We start from the raw sequence: 21,523 nt of genomic DNA, 5'->3' as shown, positions 1-21,523 counted from the left end.
CAGCGAGGAGTGCACATGGCTGATGCCCAGGACGAGCAGTCGCGCGTCGCCTCTCCCAAGCAAGTCGGTCGCCCACGTCGAAGCGAGCAGGCGCTGCTCGACGCGGCGGCAGCAGTGTTCGTAGAGTCCGGAGTCGACGCTCCGGTGCGGGAGATTGCGGCGAAGGCCGGCGTCGGCATGGGGACGATCTACCGCCACTTCCCGACGCGCCCCGAGTTGGTGGTCGCCGTATACCGACACCAAGTCGAGGCGTGTGCGGACGCGGGCCCACAGATGCTCGCGGAGAGTGCAACGCCGGAGGCGGCTTTGCGGGCATGGGTGGCTTTGTTCGTGGAGCTCCTGGTCACCAAGCACGGGCTCGCCGGCGCACTGCAAGGAGACAGCGCCGGGTCCGACGCTCTGCACGCCTACTTCGTCGACCGCCTCGTCCCGGTATGTGGCTCCCTCCTGGAGGCAGCGCTCGAGTCTGTTGGCACTGCTTCGCGGGTCGATGCGTACAACGTGCTCAAAGGCATCGGGAACCTTTGTATCGGTGCTGGGTCCGATGCCCGGTACAAGGCCGAGGTCCTTGTACAACTATTCATCTCGGGCGTACTCGCGCGAGAGGTTCGTTGACGCTCGGCTCAGTCAGATCAACTCCGGATTCTCGGCGTACACCTCTTCGAGGATCGACATGTCGAACAGTTGGTCCGCCGTAATCTCCAGCCCCGCTTTCGACAGTGCCGCGATGTTCTGTTCGATCAGTTGGGGTGTCATCGTGAACAACCCGTTTGCTTTGGTATCTGCCGACACCACAAGATCGTTCTGTGCGGTGGCTTCCTTGATCTGCTCTTCGAGTTCCAGGTTCTGGTCCTTGCCGTAGACCTCGACGGCAAGCCGCGCCGACTCTGCCGGATCAGCGACCGCATCCTTCCATCCCTGGATCTCGGCCTTCAGGAATGCCTTGAGCTTGTCCCTCTCGTTGTCGATGGTGGACTGGAGAACCGTGAACGATTCGGCGACCAACGGCAAGTTGTAGTCCGCGAAGAGGAAGTGGGCGTTGGGGAAACCTTTGGCGGCCAGTGTGATCGGCTCGTTGGTCACGTAGGAGACCCAGCCGTCCACCTCGCCGTTTGCCAGGGGGCTCGGATCGAACTGCGCGGGCACGATCGTCATCTGGCTTTCGGTCAGGCCGTTTGCTGCCAGGAGAGCTCCGAAGACGAGCTGATTGGAATCCTGGACGCCGATCTTCTTGCCGATCATGTCCTGCGGTGAGTTGATCGGTGCCGCAGCGGAACTGACAATCGCAAACGGATTCTTCTGGAACGTCGCCCCGACGATCTTTGCCTCCAGTCCGTCGAGTACGGCGGGTGCTGTGAGCTGCGGTGCGGACATTCCGATCCACACCTTGCCGGTGTCCAAGCCGGCTTCGACGCCGGTACCGGCTGCGCCACCTGCCACCAGGTCTACATTCCCGAACCCGGCATCCTTGTAGTACCCCTTGTCGAGAGCGAAGTACTCGCCGGCGAACTCGATGTTCTTGATCCAGGACAACTGCACTGCAACTGTTCCGAATTCGGAACCGTCGTCCGTGGTTCCGCCACTCGAACTGCTGGAGTCACTGCTACACGCGAGCAATGACGCACTACCGGCGACTGCGATGCCGGTCAGCGCGGAGTAGCGGAAGAAGGCCCTGCGGTCCAGCTGGCGGACGGGCTTGAATGGCGTCATGAATCGGAACACTAGGGCCAGTCGGTTTCGTTCAGTTTGCTTGGGAGAGAGAGTTTGTTGAGGTCGTGTTAACAGATGTCACGACTTGCCCGCCGAAGGACCGAAGCGAGACAGAGCGATGCTTTCGAAGATCCCGACCACGGCGTAGAGGACGATCGACACCACGGTGATCACCACGATAGATGCCCACAATTCGTTGTACTGGTAGCGCGGAATGGCTTTGATCATGCTCGAACCCAAGCCTTGACCGCTACCGAGCCATTCGCCGATCAGTGCTCCGATCAAAGCGCCGGGCACTGACACCCTAGCGGCGGCGAACACCGCCGGAAGTGCGGACGGTACGGACACCATTCGCAATGCGGTCCAACGACTCCCACCGTACGCAGCTATGAGGTCTTGTGCCTGAGCCGGAGCGGCACGTAGACCGACCATGATCATGACGAGGGCTGGGAAGAACACCACTATCGCAACCATGACCGTCACACCCACGATTCCGCGGCCGAATATCAGGACGATGATCGGGGTCATCGCAACGAGAGGAACAGATCGTAGAAGCATTGCAACGGGCATGAAAGTCTGTTCGACAGTGCGGGAAACGACGAAGATCGATGCCACCACGAGCGCGGCAGTCATTCCGACGGCAAAGCCGACACCGGCGTCGCGCAGAGTGATGAACAGGTTGTCGATGATGCCCGAACGAGCGTCGGCGGACTTAGGACCGGAGAACAGGTACTCCCAGACGTCGGCCGGCGTCTTTCCCACACGCGGGCCGACCTGGGGGAAGGTGTTGAGGAAGACCACCCAGATGACAAGCAACAGCGCCGAGGCGATGGCAATCGGAGCGAGGAATCTCAATGTTCCTCGTACCGCGGTCATTTCTGTGCTCCCGGAGCGTTCGTCCACGGGGTGACGAGCCGGGCGATCGCTGCGACGACGGCGTATCCCAGGCCGGCCAGCAAGGCGGCGGCGATGGCCATTCCCCACGTTCGCGGGACGTTGTACGACGTCTGAGCGGCCGTGAGTGCGACGCCGATCCCGCTGTCCACCCCGCCGAGATACTCACCGAGAATTGCACCCAGTACGGCCGAGGGTGCAGCAATCTTGAGGGCGGCAAAGGTGCTCGGAAGTGCGCTCACCAATTGAACTTTGGTGAACTTCTGCCAACGCCCACCACCGTAGGCGGCAACGAGATCGAGGCTCGTCTTGTCTGCCGATCTCAGGCCTGCGAGTGTGCCGACCATCGTGGTGAAGAAGCAGTACATCGCGGCGAGAAAGATCGTGGGGGTCCGGCCGCCGAAGACGACCAGGATGATTGGGCCAAGCGCCAACAGCGGTGTGCAGTAGCTCAGGATCGCCAATTGTGTGGCCAATCCCTCGATGGGCGGAATGAGGACGACAAGCACGGCAAGCGTGATCGCCAGCAGATTTCCCCAGAGAAAGCCCTGCAGCGCACCGGAAGCCGTGACGGTGAAATTGGGTCCGTAGAGCGACCAACCGTCGTCGAACATCGTCGAGACAACCACCCACGGCGTCGGAATCGTACCTCCCGCAACACCGGCCGCCGCCAGAATCCACCAGAGAGCGATCAGTCCGCAGATGCCGACTGCACCGCCGAACCACGTTGGACGCTTCAATCGGATCCGGCGCGGTACAGATGGCTGCGCCGCCGCGGTCGCGACGTTCTCGATATCGGTAATTGTCATGCGACGCCTGCTTTTCCGAAGAGCAGTCCGGAGAGGTAGTCGTGGATCTCGTGGAACTCGGGTGTACGCGTCATCTCGGGAGTACGCGGGCGCGGCAGGTCGATCGGCACGACTTCGAGGACGCGTCCGGGCCTCGGCGTCATGACGGCAACGACGTCGGAGAGGAACACGGCTTCGGCGATTCCGTGAGTCACCATCAACGTGGTCGCCGGTTTCTCGGTCCAGATCCTGAGCAATTCGATGTTGAGCCGTTGGCGGGTCATGTCGTCCAGTGCGCCGAAGGGTTCGTCGAGTAGCAGGACACTCGGCTTGACCACGAGCGATCGTGCGATCGACACGCGCTGACGCATACCGCCGGACAATTGAGCGGGCTTGGCCTTCTCGAATCCTTCGAGGCCGACGAGAGCGATCAGGTCGGCGATCTGGTCGGGGTCGGGATCGATGCCGGCAACCTGAAGCGGCAGTTTGATGTTGGAGGTCACCGTCCGCCACGGCAGCAAAGCCGAATCCTGGAAGGCGATTCCGAGTTCGCGGCGCTTGCGTAACTCGGCGGGCGACTGTCCGTTGACAAGTGCTGTTCCCGACGTCGGAGTGTCGAGGCCCGCAAGGATGCGGAGAACGGTGGACTTCCCGCATCCGGACGGCCCGAGCAGAGACAGAAAGGAGCCTTCGCTGGTTTGAAGGGACACGTCGGTCAGCGCGGTCACCGACCGACGACCCATCTCGAAGGTCTTGCCGAGGCCGGAGATGTCGAGACCGGTTCCAGCGGGGCGAGGTGTGGTGACGGGACTGGTCATTCCCGCACAGTACGAACGTCCGGTTGCGGTCATGTTGCCTGCGCGTCACCGCTGCGTGAGGCTGGTTCGGCGTCTCCTGTCACAGCGCCGTGGTGAGATGGACGTCTGGACGGAGTGAGGGGAGCGAAGATTGCTGAAGTTGTACCGGGCCGAGCGTTCGGACACCTTGGTCTCGGCGTTGGCCACGCTCCTCCGTACACCGCTGTCGGATCCATTCGCCCGGGAAACTGTTGCGGTGCCGGCCAAGGGCGTCGAGCGTTGGCTCAATCAGCGGCTGTCCTCCCAGCTAGGCACGTCCGGACCGTCAGCAGTGGACGGAATTTCTGCGAACATCGCGTTTCCTTCACCCGCGCGCCTGGTCGCGGAGTCCGTGGCCGCGGTCAGTGGAATCACGGCTGACGACGACCCATGGTCGCCGACGCGATTGGTGTGGACGGTTCTCGACGTGATCGACGAGTCCCTCGGCGAGCCCTGGTGCGGAGTACTGGCGAAACATCTCGAAGGCCATCGTGAAGGTCGACGGTTTGCCTCCGCCACACATGTCACCGAACTCTTCCGCAGTTATGCCGCGCAACGCCCGCAGATGCTGATCGACTGGGCCGCCGGGCGGTTGACCGACGGACACGGATTGGCGCTGTCGGAGGATTTCGAATGGCAGGCACGTCTGTGGTGCATCGTCGCGGACAAGATCGACGTTCCGGGGCCCGTAGAGCGACTGGGGCAAGTGAGCCGCGCGCTGGTCGAGGACCCGGCTTTGGTCGACCTACCGGAACGTCTGTCGGTCTTCGGGCCGACCCGGCTGCCGGTCGATCAGCGAATGATCTTGAGCGCACTCAGTGCGAATCGGGACGTGCACATCTGGCTCCCGCATCCCAGCCCCGCGCTGTGGAGCAAGATGAGCTCGCGCATACCGCCTCGAAGTGAGAGCACGATTCGACGTTCGGAAGACGGGTCAGCGCTGATATCTGCCAATCCGTTGCTGTCGAGTCTTGCTCGCGACGTTCGTGAACTTCAGATCAGCCTCGGTGCCGCCGAGTTCGAGTCGGTGCATCTTCCCGAACCAGCCGGCCCGAAATCCCTCCTGGCGACGGTCAAGGCCGATGTCATCGCAGATCGTGCTCCCAGCGTTGCAGCGGAACCGGATGGGACAGTTCAGGTCCACGCTTGCCACGGGCCGGCACGGCAGGTCGAGGTGCTCCGCGAATGTCTGCTCCGATTGTTCGAGGACGACCCGACATTGCAGCCGCGCGACGTACTCGTGATGTGCCCGGACGTCGAAACGTACGCACCCTTGGTTCGTGCTGCATTCGGGCAAGGCGTCCATGGCCATCCGGGGCACCTTCTTCGAGTAAGGCTGGCAGACCGCGGATTACGTCAGACCAATCCTGTCCTGGCCGTTCTCGGCTCTCTCCTCGAATTGGCCGACGGCCGGGCCACAGCCAGTGAGGTTCTCGACCTGGCAGCGGCTGATCCTGTCCGCACACGTTTTTCGTGGGGCGAAGACGAGTTGGAAAGACTGCGGGAATGGACGACGGAAGCGGGTGCTCGCTGGGGAATCGGTAGTCGGCAGCGTGCCACGTTCGGTCTCGATGCATTTCCGCAGAACACCTTCAACACCGCCATGGACCGAATCTTGTTGGGGGTCAGCGCGGACGAATCGGAAAATGCCTGGCTGGATCTCGCGCTACCACTCGATGACGTGGACGGCACAGACATCGACCTGAGTGGACGTTTCGCAGAGTTCGTCGATCGCCTGGCCGTCTCGCTTCGCGATCTTGCCGGCCCACATTCACCGGCCGAATGGCTTCGTGTGCTGATGCGGGCCCTGGATCTGCTGACCGACACAGCGCCCGCAGATTCCTGGCAGAGCGCGGGGGCCCACCGCGAACTTGTAGCTGCTGTCGAATTCGGCGGAGAGACGATGTTACGTCTGGCCGATGTTCGCGCGATGCTCTCGCGCAGCCTCGCGGGCAGACCTACGCGTGCCAACTTCCGAACCGGCGAACTGACGGTGTGCACGATGGTTCCGATGCGTTCGGTGCCGCATCGCGTGGTCGTTCTGATCGGACTCGACGACGAGGTGTTCCCTCGAACCGGTGGAGTCGACGGCGACGACATCTTGTCCCGTGATCCCGTTGTGGGGGAGCGTGATCTGCGCAGTGAAGACCGGCAACTGCTTCTCGATGCCGTGATGTCTGCGGGTGAGCATCTGATTCTGTTGTATACCGGTGCCGATCCGGTCACCGGTGTCGTCAGACCGCCGGCGATCCCCCTCAGTGGCCTCCTCGACGTACTCAGTGCGACGGTGGGCCCGGAAGCGATCAACGGGGTGCTGACTCGACACCCGTTGCAGTCGTTCGACAATCGAAACTTCTCGCCGGATCAGCCGTTCAGCTTCGACACGGCAGCGCTGGCCGGTGCCAGGGCTGCTGCCGGAACACCGATCGAATTGCCGACAGTCTTGTCGGCCAAGCTACTCGAGGTGCATCCGAAGGAAGTGAACCTTGCCGACCTGGTGAACTTCCTCGTACACCCCGCCCGTGGTTTTCTGCGCCAACGCCTCGGCGTCCGGGTACCGGAACTCGACGACGACATCGCGGATTCGCTGGCAACCGAGCTCGATCCACTGTCCACCTGGGCTCTGGGTGACCGAATGCTTCTCTCGCGCTTGGCTGGACGCAGCTCGGCGGATTTCCGTGCAGCCGAGTGGCGCCGCGGTACTTTGCCGCCCTACAACCTGGGCGCCTCGGTTCTGGGCAACGTCGAGTGGGTGGTAGACCAACTTGCCGGTCTTGCATTGCCACACCTCGAGGGCGACTCCGAGGCTGTCGACGTCGACATCGACCTCGGTGACGGGCGTCGTCTCACCGGAACGGTAACCGGTGTGCACGGCAATTCAGTGGTGCGGGCGTCGTATTCCTCACTGGCGCCGAAACATCGGATGACGGCCTGGATAAACCTGCTCGCCTTGAAAGCACACGGACGACCCGGTGCGCTCGATGCAGTCTCCATCGGACGGGGCAGGGGAAAGATAGCAGCGGCACGGTCGGTGCTCGATGCGCCAGGCAATGCGGTCGAGATCCTGCAGCAACTGGTGGACCTACGCGAGCGGGGGCTGCAGCGTCCGTTGCCGATGTGGGCCGCTACTTCAGCCGAATATGCGCGCCGACGCTTTGGTGGCGAGTCGGTCGACGATGCGACAAACGGTGCGGACACCCAGTGGACGGGGCAGTACGGCGAGATGATCGATCCGAGCAACGCTTACGTTTTCGGAGAAGCTCGAACACTGGCGGAGTTGGCCGCGGATCCGCCGTCGGACGACGAATTCGTCTGGGCCGAGGAACCGACTCGATTCGGAGTTCTCGCCCGACGACTGTGGGATCCGTTGCTGACCAACGAAAGAGCGGAGTAACCCGTGGACTTCGACCTTTTGGGGCCGCTACCGACCGGCACCACGGTGTTGGAAGCGAGCGCCGGAACTGGCAAGACCTACGCGATCGTCGGACTCGCAACCCGTTGTGTTGCCGAAGGTCTCGCTGACATTTCGCAAGTTCTGCTGGTGACATTCAGCCGGGCCGCCACTCAGGAACTTCGTGAGCGTGCCAGGGAGAGGTTCGCCGGAGTGTCCGCCGCTCTGGTCGACCCGGAGGCGGCGAGGCGGTCGGATGATGATCTGGTGTCGTACCTCGCCACAGCTGACGACGAGGAGATCGGCGTGCGGCGTCGTCGACTCCTGCGCGCTCTCGCGGAGTTCGACGCCGGCACCATCACGACCACCCACAGTTTCTGTCAGAGGATGCTCGACGGACTCGGCATCGCCGGGGAACGCGAACCCGACACAACTTTTGTGGAGTCGGTCGACGACCTGATCAGTGAGGTCGTCTCGGATTTGTACCTCAGCCGCTACAGCCGGACGGACTCGTCTCCACCGTTTTCCACGAAGGACGCGCTGGCCATTGCCCGAAGCGCAGTCGGCGATGGCCAGGCAATTCTCGAACCCGACGGCGAGGAGGAGACCGCTCCCGGTCAGCGAGTCCTGTTCGCGGCGGCTGCTCGTCTCGAGGTTGAACGACGTAAGCGGACCAAAGGAATTCGCGACTTCAACGATCTCCTGACGCTGCTGCACGGCGTGTTGACGGATCCGGAATACGGCCCCGTCGCGTGCCGTCGGGTGCGCGAGAAGTTCAAGGTCGTGCTGATCGACGAGTTCCAGGACACCGATCCGTTGCAGTGGGACATTCTGCGGTTGGCCTTCCACGGTCACACCACCCTGGTCCTGGTCGGTGATCCCAAACAAGCCATCTATGCGTTCCGCGGGGCAGAAGTCCTGAGTTATCTCGATGCGGTCAATCAGGCGGATGCGCACCAGGAGTTGACCACCAATTGGCGCAGCGATCCAGGGTTGTTGGCGGCACTCGAACACCTCTACGGCGGCGCCGCACTGGGTAACGAGGGCATCGTCGCGCATCCAGTAGAGGCTTCGCACAAGAAGTCTCGGTTGTCCGGCCCGGTGCCGATGCGTGTACGCCATCTGCCGCGTACCGGAGCCGGACCGCTCAATCGTTCGGGATTTCCGGCCGTCGGCAGACTTCGCAGTCGCGTCGCCGACGACGTCGCAGCAGACGTGGTCGGACTGCTGGGCAGCGATGCCCGCTTGGCAGTCGACGGTGATCCGCGCCCGGTCGAGCCGGGAGACGTCGCGGTATTGGTGCGCACCCACAAGCAGGTGGCGATGATTCGCGATGCCCTCGATGCCGTAGGTGTACCGTCCGTATTGACCGGCGGTTCCAGTGTTTTCGCGACACCCAGCGCAACACAGTGGCTGTGGCTGCTGCAGGCGATCGAGCAGCCACACCGGTCTGATCGCGTCCGGTTGACCGCCCTCTCTCCGATTTTCGGGCGCACCGCCGAAGAATTGGACGTCGATGGCGACAACGTCGTCGCGGAACTCGCGGGTCAACTGCGCTCGTACTCCGGGTTGTTCGCACGCGTCGGGTTCGCGGCCGTGTTCGAAAGGATCTCCGCCGAAACGAATCTGGAGAAGCGTGTACTCGCGGCCTCGTCCGGCGAACGAGATTTCACCGATCTGCGGCACGTCGCACAACTTCTCGGCCGCGTCGCCACCGAGGAAGCGTTCGGGTTGAGCGCACTGGTTCGCTGGCTTTCCGACCGGATCAAGGACCCGACGTCCGGGAGTGCCACCGACAGAAGCCGTCGCCTCGACAGCGATGCTGCCGCTGTACAAATCGCAACCGTGCACGCCACCAAAGGGCTCGAATTCCCGATCGTCTACGTCCCGTTCAGTTGGGAGAGCGTAGGCGGCTTCAACTCTCCGACGCAGTTGTTGCACGATCCGGATGGGCGCCGCATCCTCGACGTCGGTGGGCAGGAAGGCCCGGGGCACAACGCCAGAAAGACTGTTGCGGAGGCTGAAGAAGCGGGCGAAGAACTGCGGCTGCTGTACGTGGCGCTGACCCGGGCGCAGTGCCAACTAGTGCTCTGGTGGGCGCCAAGCTACGGGACCTCACGCTCGCCACTGCACCGGTTGATGCTCGGACGTACACCCGGCATCGCCGAACCTGCTCGGGTAGTGAAGGTGCTCGACGACGGTACAACCGCAGCACGACTCGCGACGTGGCCGGCAGCAGCTTCCGATGTGATCTCGGTGGAACCTGTTGGTCCACATCCACCGTCGCCCGTCCAGTGGTCCGGTGCAGCCGCGAACGTGACCGAACTGGCCGCGGCGCGTTTCGATCGAGACCTGGACACTCTCTGGCGTCGTACGTCGTACTCGGCACTGACCGCCGGAGCGCACCACGCGGTCACGAGCACCGACAGTGAGGTAGAGGATCCCGAAAAGGACGACGAGCCAGAGGATTCCGTAGACGTCGGGACCGTCACCCCCTCGCCGCTGGAGGCGTTGCCTTCACCGATGAACGGCCTTCCGGCGGGCGCCGCATTCGGCACGCTGGTGCATGAAGTGCTCGAGGTGGTGGACACGGCTGCTTCAGACCTGAGAGCGGAACTCCGTATACGCTGCGCCGAGGCGGTCTCGGTTCGGGCGGCCGAAGTCGACTCCGAAGCACTCGCGGATGCGTTGTTGCTGGTGATGCAGACTCCACTGGGATTCGGAACCTTGGCCACGATCGCGCCGAAAGATCGTCTTCCCGAACTCGATTTCGAACTCCCACTGGCCGGTGGCGACGATCCGGTGTCGATGAGTGTCACACTTCGCGGAGTGTCGGAACTGTTGAGGCGCCACCTTCCCCCGGACGACATTCTGGCGTCGTACGCCGACCATCTTGACCGTGTCGAGACGTCACCGATGCGCGGGTTCCTGACGGGCAGTATCGACGCCGTCTTGCGGATCCCGGGCCCGTCGTTCGTGATCGTCGACTACAAGACAAATCGGCTGGGCCGCGGCGATCTGACGGCTGCCAACTACACGCGCGAACTCATGGCGACGGAGATGATGCGCTCGCACTATCCCTTGCAGGCACTGCTGTATTCGGTTGCGCTGCATCGATATCTGCGGTGGCGACTGCCCGACTACGATCCGCATCACCATCTCGGAGGCGCGCAGTATCAATTCGTGCGGGGGATGCTCGGCCCGGACAGTCCGCCGGAATGTGGTGTATTCGAATGGAAACCGCCTGCTCAGCTGACGGTTGAACTATCGGATCTGCTGGCCGGTCTTGATGCGTCCCACACAGTAGGGGAGAAGATTCGATGACCGAGGCGCAATTGGCGCAGCGCGCCAAAGGGATCGTGCGAATCTTCAACGAAGCCGGGGTTCTGGTTGCCGCCGATGTTCATGTCGCGACGAGAGTGTGCAGCCTGGGCGGTGAAACTTCCGAAGAAGTGATGCTGGCCGCGGCGTTGGCAGTTCGGGCCGTGCGATCAGGTTCGGTGTGCCTCGATCTACGACGGATGCGCGACGTGAGCGTCGACAATGCGACGGAAGACGAACTCACGTCGTTGCCGTGGCCCGAACCGTCGGAGATCGTTGCCGCCCTTCGGCTGAGCCCTCTGGTGACCGGCGGCAACGCCGGACCGCTCAGGCCCCTCCGGTTGGTCGACACGGACGACGGTGAGCTTCTCTACCTCGATCGGTACTTTCTGCAGGAGCAGACGATTCGGCGAGTGCTCGACGAGCGTGCGTCCACGTGGCCGCCCGCCGACCTGAAAGCGGTCCGAACGCGCCTGGATTCGCTGTTCGTAGACGAGAAGGGGCCGACCACCAGCCCTGATCGTCAACGGATAGCCGCTGCTCTCGCCGCGACACAGTGGACGACGGTCATCGCCGGTGGGCCCGGAACCGGCAAAACCCATACGGTCGCACGTATTCTCGCTCTCCTGTCGGAGGAGCTGGGTTCGAATGCTCGCATCGGGCTGGCCGCACCGACGGGTAAAGCCGCAGCACGTCTGCAAGAGTCCGTACGTGAGCAGACCGCGAGCCTTGGCCTTCCCGAAGAACTCGCGGCCATGACCCTGCACCGGCTACTCGGTTGGCAGCGGGGGAGTTCGAGCCGCTTCAAATACAATGCGACCAACAGACTTCCCTACGATGTGGTCGTCGTCGACGAGACGTCGATGGTCTCCCTCACCTTGATGGCGCGCCTGCTCGAAGCCGTTCGCCCCGATGCCCGGCTACTGCTCGTCGGCGATCCCGATCAGTTGACCTCCGTCGACGCCGGCGCTGTTCTTGCTGACCTTGTCGCCCGCCCGGTAGAAGTCAGTGGAAATCCGGCGCTGACACAGTTGGTGGGTGACGATCTCACGGCCACCGGTTCCGAAGAGTCCCTGAGTGTGGACGAGCAGGATCGTCTGCGGGGCGGGATCATTCAACTCTCACGCGGGCGCCGCTTCGACGGAACCATCGCGTCGTTGGCCAGGGCAGTGCGAGCGGGAGATTCCGCTGAGGTTCTGCGTATCCTGCGTAGTGGCGATCCCGCCGTCTCCTTCCACTCTCCCGAGGATGTTGACGCATTGCGCACCGATATCGTTGTGAGTTCCGAGGTGGTGACGAGGTCGGCTGAGGAGGGTGATGCGATCGGCGCCCTGAAAGGACTGGAATCGCACCGTCTTTTGTGCGCGCACCGTGACGGACCGTACGGTGTCGGGCGGTGGGCGCAGCAGGCGATGGAGTGGGTCGGCACGGCATCAGGGCAATTCCTGGACCCGACGAGGTGGTATCCGGGTCAACCCCTGTTGGTGACGGCCAACGACTACGAGGCCAAGATCTACAACGGGGACGCCGGGGTGATCGTGCAGCGTGAGGATGGCGTTCCTATTGCCGCATTCCAGCGGGGGAGTGATGCGTTTCTGATTCACCCGAGTCAACTCTCGTCGGTGCAGACCGTTTACGCGATGACGATTCACCGGAGCCAGGGCAGCCAGTACGACACGGTATCGGTGATGCTGCCGGCCGAAGCGTCGTCACTACTGACCCGGGAGTTGTTGTACACGGCGATCACTCGCGCCAGAAACCATGTGAGGGTAATCGGCACGGAGGATTCCGTGAGGGCGGGAGTTCAGCGACAGGTGCTCAGGGCAAGTGGGCTGCGTCGGGAGATCCGTCCGTACGACGGGCCGTGAAAGTCGGATGGTGCGGATTCTCTTGGTCATTCGTTGTATACGACGAACACCTTGCGTACGGTCTCGGTGACCGTCCACGTACCCTTCCATCCGATTGGGAAGATTGCACTCGTACCGGCAACGAGATGTACGGGATCGCCGTCGTCCTCCTCGACGGTCATGGCGCCGGAGACGATGGTGATGATCTCGCCGCGGGTGAGGAACTCCCACCGCGACTTTCCCGGTTCGCTCTCCCAGACTCCGGATTGAATGCGGCCGTCGTCACTGGTGAACTCGACATCTGCACGAATGATGATGTCTCCGCCGAGTGGCTCTGCACTGGGTTGGCCGAGCAGTGCTTGCTGGAAGATCCCACTTGCGCTGTTCAACTCTGCGGCACGGAAGGTAATGGTCACAATTCAATCCTGACTTTCGAAACTCATGTGAATCATCGGACTTGTCGATGATGTCGTGTGTCTGCTGGGTCGGGATAGGTTCACTTGTCGCATCTTTCGGCACTTCGCTCGTACAGATGTCGAAAGTGCGATCACCCACCACTTGGCCGGGGTTGAGGGAGCCAGCTGACGCCGAAACGGGCCCGAGCCCATGACAAAACCGCCCCCGTCCGTGATTTCGAACGAGGGTGATCGGTTGTGCGGCCTTACGTGGTGGACGCTGTCAACGAGGTGATGAAGCACTCGGCTGCCGCGTCGACCTCGGCGTCGGGGGTGAGCAATTTCTGCAGCAACAGTCCTCGCAGACATGCGGTTGCGATGATGCTCTGCTGCTTTGCATCCACCACTGTGAATCCTTCGCGAAGGGCTGCCGCTTCAAGGAGATGAGCCAAGTCGTCGAGGTCGGCGGCGAAATCTTGAAATGCTTTGTGCTCGTACACCGCAAGTCCGGCCAGGTGAAAAAAGGTGCGGCTTCGATCTTCATGCTCGGCGTTCGAGTAGAAACTCCAGATCGCCCTGCACAGGGCCGCGAACCCGAGATCCTTGCCCATCGCGGCGATGACGAGGTTGTCACGGCGGCGCGCTTCCGACAGTACGGCGCTGAGGAGACCTGGTCGTGATCCGAAGTGATAGGTCAGAAGCGTGTGGTGCACGCCGAGTCGCTCCGCTACTTGGCGCATCGACAGCTTCGGACTTGGGCCGGTTTCACCGAACTCGTCGAACAGCGCCTGTAACAGTCGCTCTCGACCCTCCCCAACCGGCGATCTCACGCTACCTCCATTGACGGGTTCACCACTGTTGAGTACGGTACCGCATATCGAATTCACCAGTGTTTAGGAGAGTGGTTTCTAATGCTCGGGAGGTCCCTTTGACTGACGTATGGTTTGCCGGCGGCATGGTCGCGGATGGATCGGGTACCGACCCGGTCGAAGTCGACGTGTGCGTGAGTGGCGGCATTGTCACCGCGATCGGACAGGCGCCGTCGGGTTCGACGACAGTTGACTTGGACGGCATGCTTCTGACTCCGGGGCTGATCGATGCTCATGTCCACCTGGGTATTTCGAGTCCGATCCGAAGGCAATTCGGGTTTGAGCTCTCGGCAGCGGAACTGGCTGCGGGCATCTTCGCCACCGCGGGCGATGCCCTCGACGCGGGCTTCACCACGGTGCGAGACGTCGGTGGCATCGACGGCGGAGTCGTCGACGTTATTGCGAGCGGCAAGGTGCGTGGTCCGCGTGTCCTCTCGTGTGGTCCTGTGCAGTGCCAGACCGGTGGACACGGCTACTACGGGGCCGCATGGGAGCCGACCGAGCTGTGGAACATGCACCACATTCCAGGGCTCTGCGCCTTGTCCTTGATGTCGGGTAATGCCGACGAGCTACGACGCAACGTGCGCGAGTCGTTCCGCCGAGGGGCCACATTTCTGAAACTGTGCGTCACCGGCGGTGTCGTCGGAGGCCATGACCGCCTCACCGACACACAGTTCACCGTCGAGGAAATCTCCGTGGCAGTGGAAGAAGCAGCGTCGCGCGGCACCTACGTCACGGTCCATGCGCACAACAATGCGGGCATTCGCAACGCAGTGCGGGCGGGAGTGCGGTGCGTGGAACACGGCACCGACATCGACGCGGAGACTGCCCATTTGATGCGCGAGCACGACGTGGCTCTGGTCCCCACCTTCGCCGTGGTGGAGCAGTTGACGGACACCGAAAGCATGGACCTGGACCCGGCAATACGAGAGCGTGCAGCCGGAGTGCGTCAACGCATGGCCAGAGCGCTCGAGGCCTCTCGCGCAGCAGGCCTGAGGATCGGCCTGGGCTCGGACCTCATCGGGCCGCACCAAAAGCGCCGAGGTGAGGAGTTGCGCTTGCGCGCGGAGTTGGAGTCGCCGATGCATGCACTCGTTTCGGCCACCAGCGTCAATGCCGACATTCTCGGTATCGGGGAAACCGTCGGGACTATCCGCGTCGGTATGCAGGCGGACATGGTTGCCTGGCAGCAAGACCCACTCCGAGACGCAAAGGTGTTCGCCGATCCGGACATGGCTGCTCTCGTCGTGAAGTCCGGCAATATCGTCAAGGGAGACGTTCGATGAGCGCAATGCTGCACGGATGTTTTGCAGACACGGAGTACTTCGAAATAACGGCGAAGTCGGGGCACAGCTACGGCGTCTGGGTGACCACACCCCCCGGCTACGCGGACTCCACGGATCCCTTACCGCTGATCTACGTGATGGACGGCAACTGGGCTGTAGGTCTTACCGCCCCGCTCATCGTCACGCAGGCAGACCCGTACCTGACGGTCGCCCCGTACATTCAGGTCAGTGTCGGATATGCCGGTGAGGAGGCCGCCAACTGGGCACGGCTCCGCAACCGCGATCTCGTGCCGCCTGGGGAACCGGTAGGCGAAGAAATGATGGCTACTCTTGCCGCTGCTCGCGACTCGGGTGCAATGACCCAGGAGTACGTGGACGCCTACCTCGAGGAGCTGGCAGACACCCACGGGGACGTCTTCCTCGACTTCCTGACCAACGAACTCCACCCTCGCCTGTACTCGTCGGAGCTACGTGTCAGCGAGTCCGGGCACGGACTCTTCGGGTACTCGTACGGAGGCCTTTTCGCCCTCTACGCATGGCTGCGCGACGCGCCCCCATTCGCGACCTTCGGTGCGGGTAGTCCCGGAGTTGTGAACGCTGACAGCCAGATCCACACACTGGTCGAGGCGCTGCCCGAGCGTGGCGTGGGCTCAGTTGTGCCGCAGCTGCACGTTACGCTGAACGAAGCCGAACTGACTGGACCAATTCCGATCTATCGCGGACTGTCACGCAACGTTCTCGCCGTCGTGGAGCAGTTGCATGGCAAGGGACGGTCGCAGGATGTTTCGACCGCGTTGTTGCACGAGACGCACGTTACCGGGCTGCAGGCATCGTTCCTGAGCTACTTGAAGACCTGCCATGCACGTTAGAGCTCTCCGTCCCGGAGACGATGTGCCGCTGACACGTTCTAGGGCGATTTTCCGTAGACGCCGTTGAAGGAGAAGTCGGCTGTGGGTGTCCACCACGTGGTGGACACCCACAGCCGTGTCTCTTCAGTTGTCGCGGCTATCGATTCTCCAAGCCGGACAACACTTCTAACCCATGACCGTCCCGGTCGACTCGGCATTGGGTGCCCGAAGGCGGGAGAATGCGCCGAGGTCGATTTCGAGCCCGGTGTGCATCCCGACATAGGTCAGGGGATCAGCGTCGTGATCGTGTCCAGCTTCCACTTCGTCGATGATCCTGGACATGAGGCGCCCAGCGATGGGCGCATTTTTGAATTGGTTCCCGCTGGTGCCCATGGCGACGTAGAAACCTTGTCTGTCTGTCTTGTCGTAGATCGGGGTCCAGTCAGACGCTGCGTCGTACACGCCGGCAATACCTTTCGGTTGTGAAGGGACCTCCAGGGTGGGGAAACGCCTGGCGGCGCGGAAAACCTGCGCTTCGAATCGGGCAACAGTGCGATTCGGGTTTGCGGTATCAGGATCGTCGATCCACTCGAGCGGATCGCAATCCGGTTCGGTTCCGCCGACGAGGAAACCGTTTCCAGGTTCGGCTCGCATGTAGGTTCCGAGATCCAAATCGGCGATCATCGGGCCGAGGATCTCGTCGTCGTTGTACTCAGTGGGTGCGGTGATGTGATGGACTTCCTGACGCAAGGGCCGAACCGAAACCTTGAAGTCGGACCCGACATTCGACAGCTTGTTGAACGCTCCTGACCAGGGGCCGGCGGCGTTGACGACAATCTTGGATTTCACACTTTCCCCGTCGTCGAGCCCTAGCTGCCAGGTGCCGTCAGGCAACTGCTCGACTGCCACCACACGCGTGTTGTATGCGAAAACCGCACCGTGCGAACGTGCTGCCGCAGCAAGATTCGCGGCTGCCAGTTGCGGGTCGTCGACGAACCCCGCCTGCGGTGTGTACAGCGCGCCGAGCGTGGTTTCCGCATCTGCGAAGAAGGACTCCGAGTCGACTGGCTTCGGTGGATAGTATTTACCTGCGTCGATACCGGGAATCTTTTCGACGAGTGTCGTTGCGTCCCAAAGTTGGTAGTCGATTCCGATCTTCTCGAACAGTCCAATCGTGCGCGCGTGGGGTGCGACGTCGACATCGAGCAGTGCCATCCCGCATTGCCGAAACTTCGCAAGCGCGCCGTCGACTGTCGCGTTGAGATGCTCGTTCCAGTTTTGCCAGCAATGCAGCGACTCCCAAGCCGCAGCCATACCGTCGAATGTGGAGTAGTTGAACCGGATGACCGCACTGGATGCACTGGTCGAGCCGTAGCCCGGACCACCAGACTTGTCGATGACCAGGACTTCGTAGCCTCGAGCGGCCAGTTCGTAGGCGATGGAGCTGCCGATCACTCCAGCTCCGACCACAACTGCATCGGTCTTGTCGGTAGGCACTTTCGGCCCCTCTTTCTACTGATGGCTTCGCCGGATCGAAAGCACAGCTATTCGATCCGGCGAGCTTGGGTTCTGGTAATTCCGACGCCGTCGACTTCCTCTGGAGACCCGCATCCCGACTTCTCGGATTCGGCTCTGCCTTAATGGATTTGGTACCTGAAAGTCCAGAGGTGTCCGTCGTCCTCAACTCTCTCGTGGCGGCCATCGGAACGCTATCGACAGCTGCTCAAAAAATCACGGCCGTGGCGCGTCCGTTGTCAGAAATGTTTCGTCGAGCTGCCCCGCGTGGCAGACCAGTTTTTCGATTCCGGAATCCCTCGCCACAGAATGGGAAGTGCGATCAAAGCGATGGCGGTCGCGTAGAAGGCAGGCGACAGATCGCTTCCAGTGGCGTTGACCAGTGCTGCGCACACCAGCGGCGCAGTTCCTGCAAAGAGTGCATATGCGATGTTGTAGGGGATCGCCGTGCCGGTGAATCGAGCATGCGTCGGCATCATTTCGAGGATTACGAGCAAAGCGGACGCGAGTAGGGAAAGCGCGATGACCAGAGCAGCCAGTGCAATGGCAATCGCGAAAATGTTTCCGGTGCCAATGAGCATGTAGCTGGGCACCGAAACGAAAACTGACATCACCATGCCGATTCTGACGAGAGGTCTCCGGCCGATTCGGTCGACCGTAGCGCCGAAGAAGATGAACAGCGGGACTGCGAGAACCAAAGCGCCGGTTGTCATCAGCAGTGCCACCGTGCTCGAAACGTCGGCTGAAAGAATCAGAAATGTCGGCATGTAGCCGAGCAGCATATGAGTAACGACACCGAGCGAGGCGAAATACACGAATGACGTGAGCAGAGTCCGCCAGTGATTGCGGAACAGATCTGTGAGAGGGCGGGTTGGAAGGGAATCGTTTTCTTTCATTTCCTTGAAAGCCGGAGTTTCCTCGACCGCAAGCCTCATGAACAGTCCCACCATGGCGACAACGCCTCCGATGATGAACGGCCAACGCCATCCCCCGTCGGCAAAGGACTCAATGCCGACCAAGCTGAATGACAAGACTGTGACCGTGGCCAAGATACTGCCGACGAACGACGAAGAGCTGATAATCCCTGCGTACAAGCCTCGGCGGTGAGACGGCGCGTGCTCGACGACGAAGGTTGCCGCTCCGGTGTATTCGCCGCCGGCCGAGAATCCTTGAACCAAGCGACAGAGCAGCAGCAACAGCGGTGCTGCAACACCGATCGAAGCGTAGGTCGGTAGGAGGCCGATAGCCGCTGTCGAGCAGCCCATGAGCGTAATAGCCAGGGACAGTGACCTCCGTCGGCCGAGGCGGTCACCCAGTCTTCCGAAGAATATGCCGCCGGCAGGTCTGGCCAAGAATGCGACTCCGTAAAGAGCGAAGGTGGCAAGCAGTGCGCCACTGCCGAACTCTGGAGGGAAGAACACTGTCGCGAGAACTGCGGCAGTGAAACCGTAGATCGTGAAATCGAACCATTCGACGATGTTGCCTGTCGCGCCGGCAATCAGGGCCCTACGGCGCGCCGATCGACGTCCGGGTGACGTCTCGGTTTGATGCTCTACAGGAGCATTTGCTGTGCCGGTCATGATGATTCCTCTCGGGATATGCTGAATAGCAACGGTTTTGCGACGTCACGGTGGCCGATGTCGTTCGGAGGCATGCGAAATTGAAAGAGGCCGACCGGACCCACGTTGATCTGGCGAACGGAGGTTGCGATCGATTCCGGATCAGGGACGACGCTTTCTCACGCGAGAGCGTGTCGGCTGGCTTCGGCCCTCAACGCAAATCTCACGGCTGCAACGAATCTCGTCGCTGTCGTGCAACCTATCGTTGCTGGGTATGCCTGGTCGCGGGCCGAGCGAACACGTTCCGGGTCTCATGTGCTTCGGCATGAAGCGAGCTTATGGCGCGAAAGTTAGTTGCATCACTGTCATTCGTTCAAATTGTCGCGGACGAATTTAGTCATATGTTGCAAAACGGCGAGCGTGGCTCGTACAGTTCGACCATGGCCGGAGAACTACAGCATTTGGTGGATACTACCGGGCGACGACTGGACCGTTCCGTTGCGATCGACGATGCACAGATCCGTCTACTCGCGTACAACTCGCATGACAGTGCCGTCGATTCAGTCAGAATGAATTCCGTTCTACAGCGGAATGTTTCACGCGAGATTGTGGACTTCATCTATGCGAGTGGAGGCCGTGAAGCCCTCGATCTCTTCACTGTTCCCGTCAACGAAGAACTAGGGCTGACCCTTGGCCGGGTCGGGATGCCGATCCGGTACCGCAATGCGCTGCTGGGCTTCGTCTGGCTGTTGACTTCAGAGGGCGAAGTTGACGAGGATCAAGCCGAGGTCTTGAGGCGCACGGCTGATGCGGCGGCGATGATCCTTCATCGCGAACAGTTGCTGGACGAGTTGTCCCGAAGTCGGGAGCGGGAACTTACTCGAGACGTACTGTCTGGCGAGCGGTCGCTGCGCGAGGACGCGGCAAGCAGATTGGCTGATGAGGGCTTGATGGCTGCGGGTCCAGCAGTCGCGGTCACTATGTTGCTTCGTCCCGTGGACCGGTCGACATTGACCGAAAGAGATCGTCTGAGTGTTGCCGTCGGCGTCGATCAGCTTCGGCGGAGGCTCCCGCGGAACAGTGCAATCCAACTCGACCGCCCCGACCACAGTCTGTTGATCGTATCGGTGGCCGAACGCTCGACTCAAACCCATCTGGACTCGTTGATCGTGGCAGCCCGGGAGCGAGTCTTGTCTGAAAGTGGGCGCCAGAACATCGAATGTTGGGTTGGTATCGGTGAACCGCGAACCTCGGTTGCAGACGTGCGCGAATCCTACGAAGAGTCCAGACGCTCCGCAGATGTAGCCCAGGTCGTCAAGGTGCTCGGAAATGTTGTGCATTATCGGGATCTCGGCGTCTACGGACTTCTGGCCGAACTGTCGGAGGATCGACTCGAGAACAGTATTCACTCAGGTTTGCAGTCCTTGCTCAGCCATGAGGACTCAAAAAGTGAGGCTCTTCTCGCGACGCTGGAGAGCTTTTTGGACAATGCCGGTGACGTAAAGCGAACGTCCGAGGCGCTCTGTGTGCATCGAGGGAGCTTGTACTATCGTTTGCGGCGAATTCAGGAGATAACACGCGCAGACTTGGCAAACGGCGACGACCGGTTGGCATTGCATTTGAGTCTGAAAGTCGCGCGGTTGTTAGATCTCCGATGATCCCAACCGAGAAGAGGGGACTGCGGAAGAATCCAGCGGCTCAACGTAGTTTGGGGCTTTCGATCGTCAAGCATGATGGTTCTGGGGTGGGAAAGGAAGCGCGTCGTACATCGGCCGGGGTGGGTTGGCTTGACCTGCTGAGACGTTCATACGTTTGATCGGGCACCTTCTATCCTCCTGTCGGCAGATGCGGCGGAGTGCAACTTTTTCGGGCATTGAAAGTGCAGAATCGTCCAGATGGGTGTCGAGCTGCGTGAAGAACGCGCGTTTTTGCAAACCGAAATGACGACGAATTTGGTCTGAGTTCGGTCCCCCGGTACGCAGATGTTTGCGCGCAAACTGGACAATTTGTTGCCGACTGCACACAGGGGATTTCGCGTCCATCCCGTTGGCTCCCTTTACGGTTGGATTGGATCAGATACCTGAGCCGGTGCGATTTTTACGCACCCCTTGACTGCAGGTCTGGTCTGATCTTTCCGAAATTGGAGTCGCGGAGATATATGCAGTTGTTCGAGATCGTTCCCCCGAAATTGAACAAACGCGCCAGACTGGATTGTGGCCATTGATGCTGCACGTCTAGCCATTTGCTTGCTGCTGAACTGGCTG

At 61.4% G+C, this 21,523-nt stretch carries 16 protein-coding genes; 7 read left to right on the top strand and 9 right to left on the bottom strand.

Going from position 1 to position 21,523, the window contains the following annotated elements; all coding sequences use genetic code 11:
• Positions 1 to 15 precede the first annotated feature (15 nt).
• Positions 16 to 615 carry a TetR/AcrR family transcriptional regulator gene (locus tag AC2ETI_RS11835; RefSeq protein ID WP_205907418.1) on the top strand — a complete coding sequence of 200 codons (600 nt, stop codon included), beginning with the start codon at positions 16 to 18 and terminating at the stop codon, positions 613 to 615.
• 12 nt (positions 616 to 627) lie between these two features.
• Here AC2ETI_RS11835 and AC2ETI_RS11830 read toward each other — a convergent pair whose 3' ends face one another.
• The 4 genes from AC2ETI_RS11830 to AC2ETI_RS11815 all read right to left on the bottom strand — a co-directional run bounded on the left by AC2ETI_RS11830 (position 628) and on the right by AC2ETI_RS11815 (position 4,243).
• Complete coding sequence (locus AC2ETI_RS11830; protein WP_020968444.1) at positions 628 to 1,710, bottom strand: ABC transporter substrate-binding protein; 1,083 nt, start codon at positions 1,708 to 1,710, stop codon at positions 628 to 630.
• Positions 1,711 to 1,788: 78 nt separating this feature from the next.
• On the bottom strand, positions 1,789 to 2,586 hold the full coding sequence (locus AC2ETI_RS11825) for an ABC transporter permease (protein ID WP_042950824.1): 798 nt from the start codon (positions 2,584 to 2,586) through the stop codon (positions 1,789 to 1,791).
• A complete protein-coding gene (locus AC2ETI_RS11820; protein WP_060938425.1) occupies positions 2,583 to 3,413 on the bottom strand; it encodes an ABC transporter permease in 831 nt (276 codons plus the stop codon). The genes AC2ETI_RS11825 and AC2ETI_RS11820 overlap by 4 nt, the downstream gene beginning before the upstream one ends.
• Entirely contained in the window at positions 3,410 to 4,243 is an 834-nt protein-coding gene (locus AC2ETI_RS11815) for an ABC transporter ATP-binding protein (RefSeq protein WP_483633944.1), read from the bottom strand. Before AC2ETI_RS11815 ends, AC2ETI_RS11820 begins: the two co-directional genes overlap by 4 nt.
• A gap of 97 nt (positions 4,244 to 4,340) precedes the next feature.
• Here AC2ETI_RS11815 and recC point away from each other — a divergent pair, with 97 nt between their 5' ends.
• From recC to recD, 3 genes are read left to right on the top strand one after another with little or no spacing between them, the layout of a single operon-like run.
• Positions 4,341 to 7,622: an exodeoxyribonuclease V subunit gamma gene (gene recC, locus AC2ETI_RS11810; protein ID WP_483633943.1), complete on the top strand. Its 3,282-nt coding sequence runs from the start codon at positions 4,341 to 4,343 to the stop codon at positions 7,620 to 7,622.
• 3 nt (positions 7,623 to 7,625) lie between these two features.
• On the top strand, positions 7,626 to 10,943 hold the full coding sequence (locus AC2ETI_RS11805) for a UvrD-helicase domain-containing protein (RefSeq protein ID WP_483633942.1): 3,318 nt from the start codon (positions 7,626 to 7,628) through the stop codon (positions 10,941 to 10,943).
• The gene (gene recD / locus AC2ETI_RS11800) at positions 10,940 to 12,808 is read left to right on the top strand and encodes an exodeoxyribonuclease V subunit alpha (RefSeq protein ID WP_046377941.1); all 1,869 of its coding nucleotides are present in this window, start codon (positions 10,940 to 10,942) and stop codon (positions 12,806 to 12,808) included. The genes AC2ETI_RS11805 and recD overlap by 4 nt, the downstream gene beginning before the upstream one ends.
• Positions 12,809 to 12,834: 26 nt before the next feature.
• On the opposite strand, the gene AC2ETI_RS11795 is transcribed toward recD, so the two are convergent.
• Positions 12,835 to 13,203, bottom strand: coding sequence for a cupin domain-containing protein (locus AC2ETI_RS11795; protein WP_483633941.1), 369 nt, complete (start codon positions 13,201 to 13,203; stop codon positions 12,835 to 12,837).
• A gap of 245 nt (positions 13,204 to 13,448) precedes the next feature.
• Positions 13,449 to 14,012, bottom strand: coding sequence for a TetR/AcrR family transcriptional regulator (locus tag AC2ETI_RS11790; protein ID WP_483633940.1), 564 nt, complete (start codon positions 14,010 to 14,012; stop codon positions 13,449 to 13,451).
• Between the two features lie 98 nt (positions 14,013 to 14,110).
• Between AC2ETI_RS11790 and AC2ETI_RS11785 the strand changes: the two genes are divergently transcribed.
• Both AC2ETI_RS11785 and AC2ETI_RS11780 read left to right on the top strand, forming a co-directional pair.
• The gene (locus AC2ETI_RS11785) at positions 14,111 to 15,337 is read left to right on the top strand and encodes a metal-dependent hydrolase family protein (RefSeq protein WP_483633939.1); all 1,227 of its coding nucleotides are present in this window, start codon (positions 14,111 to 14,113) and stop codon (positions 15,335 to 15,337) included.
• Complete coding sequence (locus AC2ETI_RS11780) at positions 15,334 to 16,206, top strand: alpha/beta hydrolase (RefSeq protein WP_020968453.1); 873 nt, start codon at positions 15,334 to 15,336, stop codon at positions 16,204 to 16,206. Before AC2ETI_RS11785 ends, AC2ETI_RS11780 begins: the two co-directional genes overlap by 4 nt.
• Positions 16,207 to 16,371: 165 nt before the next feature.
• Here AC2ETI_RS11780 and AC2ETI_RS11775 read toward each other — a convergent pair whose 3' ends face one another.
• Positions 16,372 to 17,682, bottom strand: coding sequence for an NAD(P)/FAD-dependent oxidoreductase (locus tag AC2ETI_RS11775; RefSeq protein WP_060938419.1), 1,311 nt, complete (start codon positions 17,680 to 17,682; stop codon positions 16,372 to 16,374).
• 257 nt (positions 17,683 to 17,939) lie between these two features.
• Positions 17,940 to 19,280: an MFS transporter gene (locus AC2ETI_RS11770; RefSeq protein WP_264613894.1), complete on the bottom strand. Its 1,341-nt coding sequence runs from the start codon at positions 19,278 to 19,280 to the stop codon at positions 17,940 to 17,942.
• A 317-nt stretch (positions 19,281 to 19,597) separates the two neighbouring features.
• On the opposite strand from AC2ETI_RS11770, the gene AC2ETI_RS11765 reads away from it, so the two are divergent.
• Positions 19,598 to 20,917, top strand: a complete 1,320-nt coding sequence (locus tag AC2ETI_RS11765; protein ID WP_483633938.1) for a PucR family transcriptional regulator — start codon at positions 19,598 to 19,600, stop codon at positions 20,915 to 20,917.
• A 66-nt stretch (positions 20,918 to 20,983) separates the two neighbouring features.
• On the opposite strand, the gene AC2ETI_RS11760 is transcribed toward AC2ETI_RS11765, so the two are convergent.
• The gene (locus AC2ETI_RS11760) at positions 20,984 to 21,301 is read right to left on the bottom strand and encodes a hypothetical protein (RefSeq protein WP_134771713.1); all 318 of its coding nucleotides are present in this window, start codon (positions 21,299 to 21,301) and stop codon (positions 20,984 to 20,986) included.
• Positions 21,302 to 21,523: the final 222 nt, after the last annotated feature.

It is taken from the genome of Rhodococcus sp. MurmanLake-1, assembly GCF_056945715.1.
The sequence above is the reverse complement of the archived record's forward strand: the minus strand, read 5'-3'. Positions and strand labels throughout refer to the sequence as shown.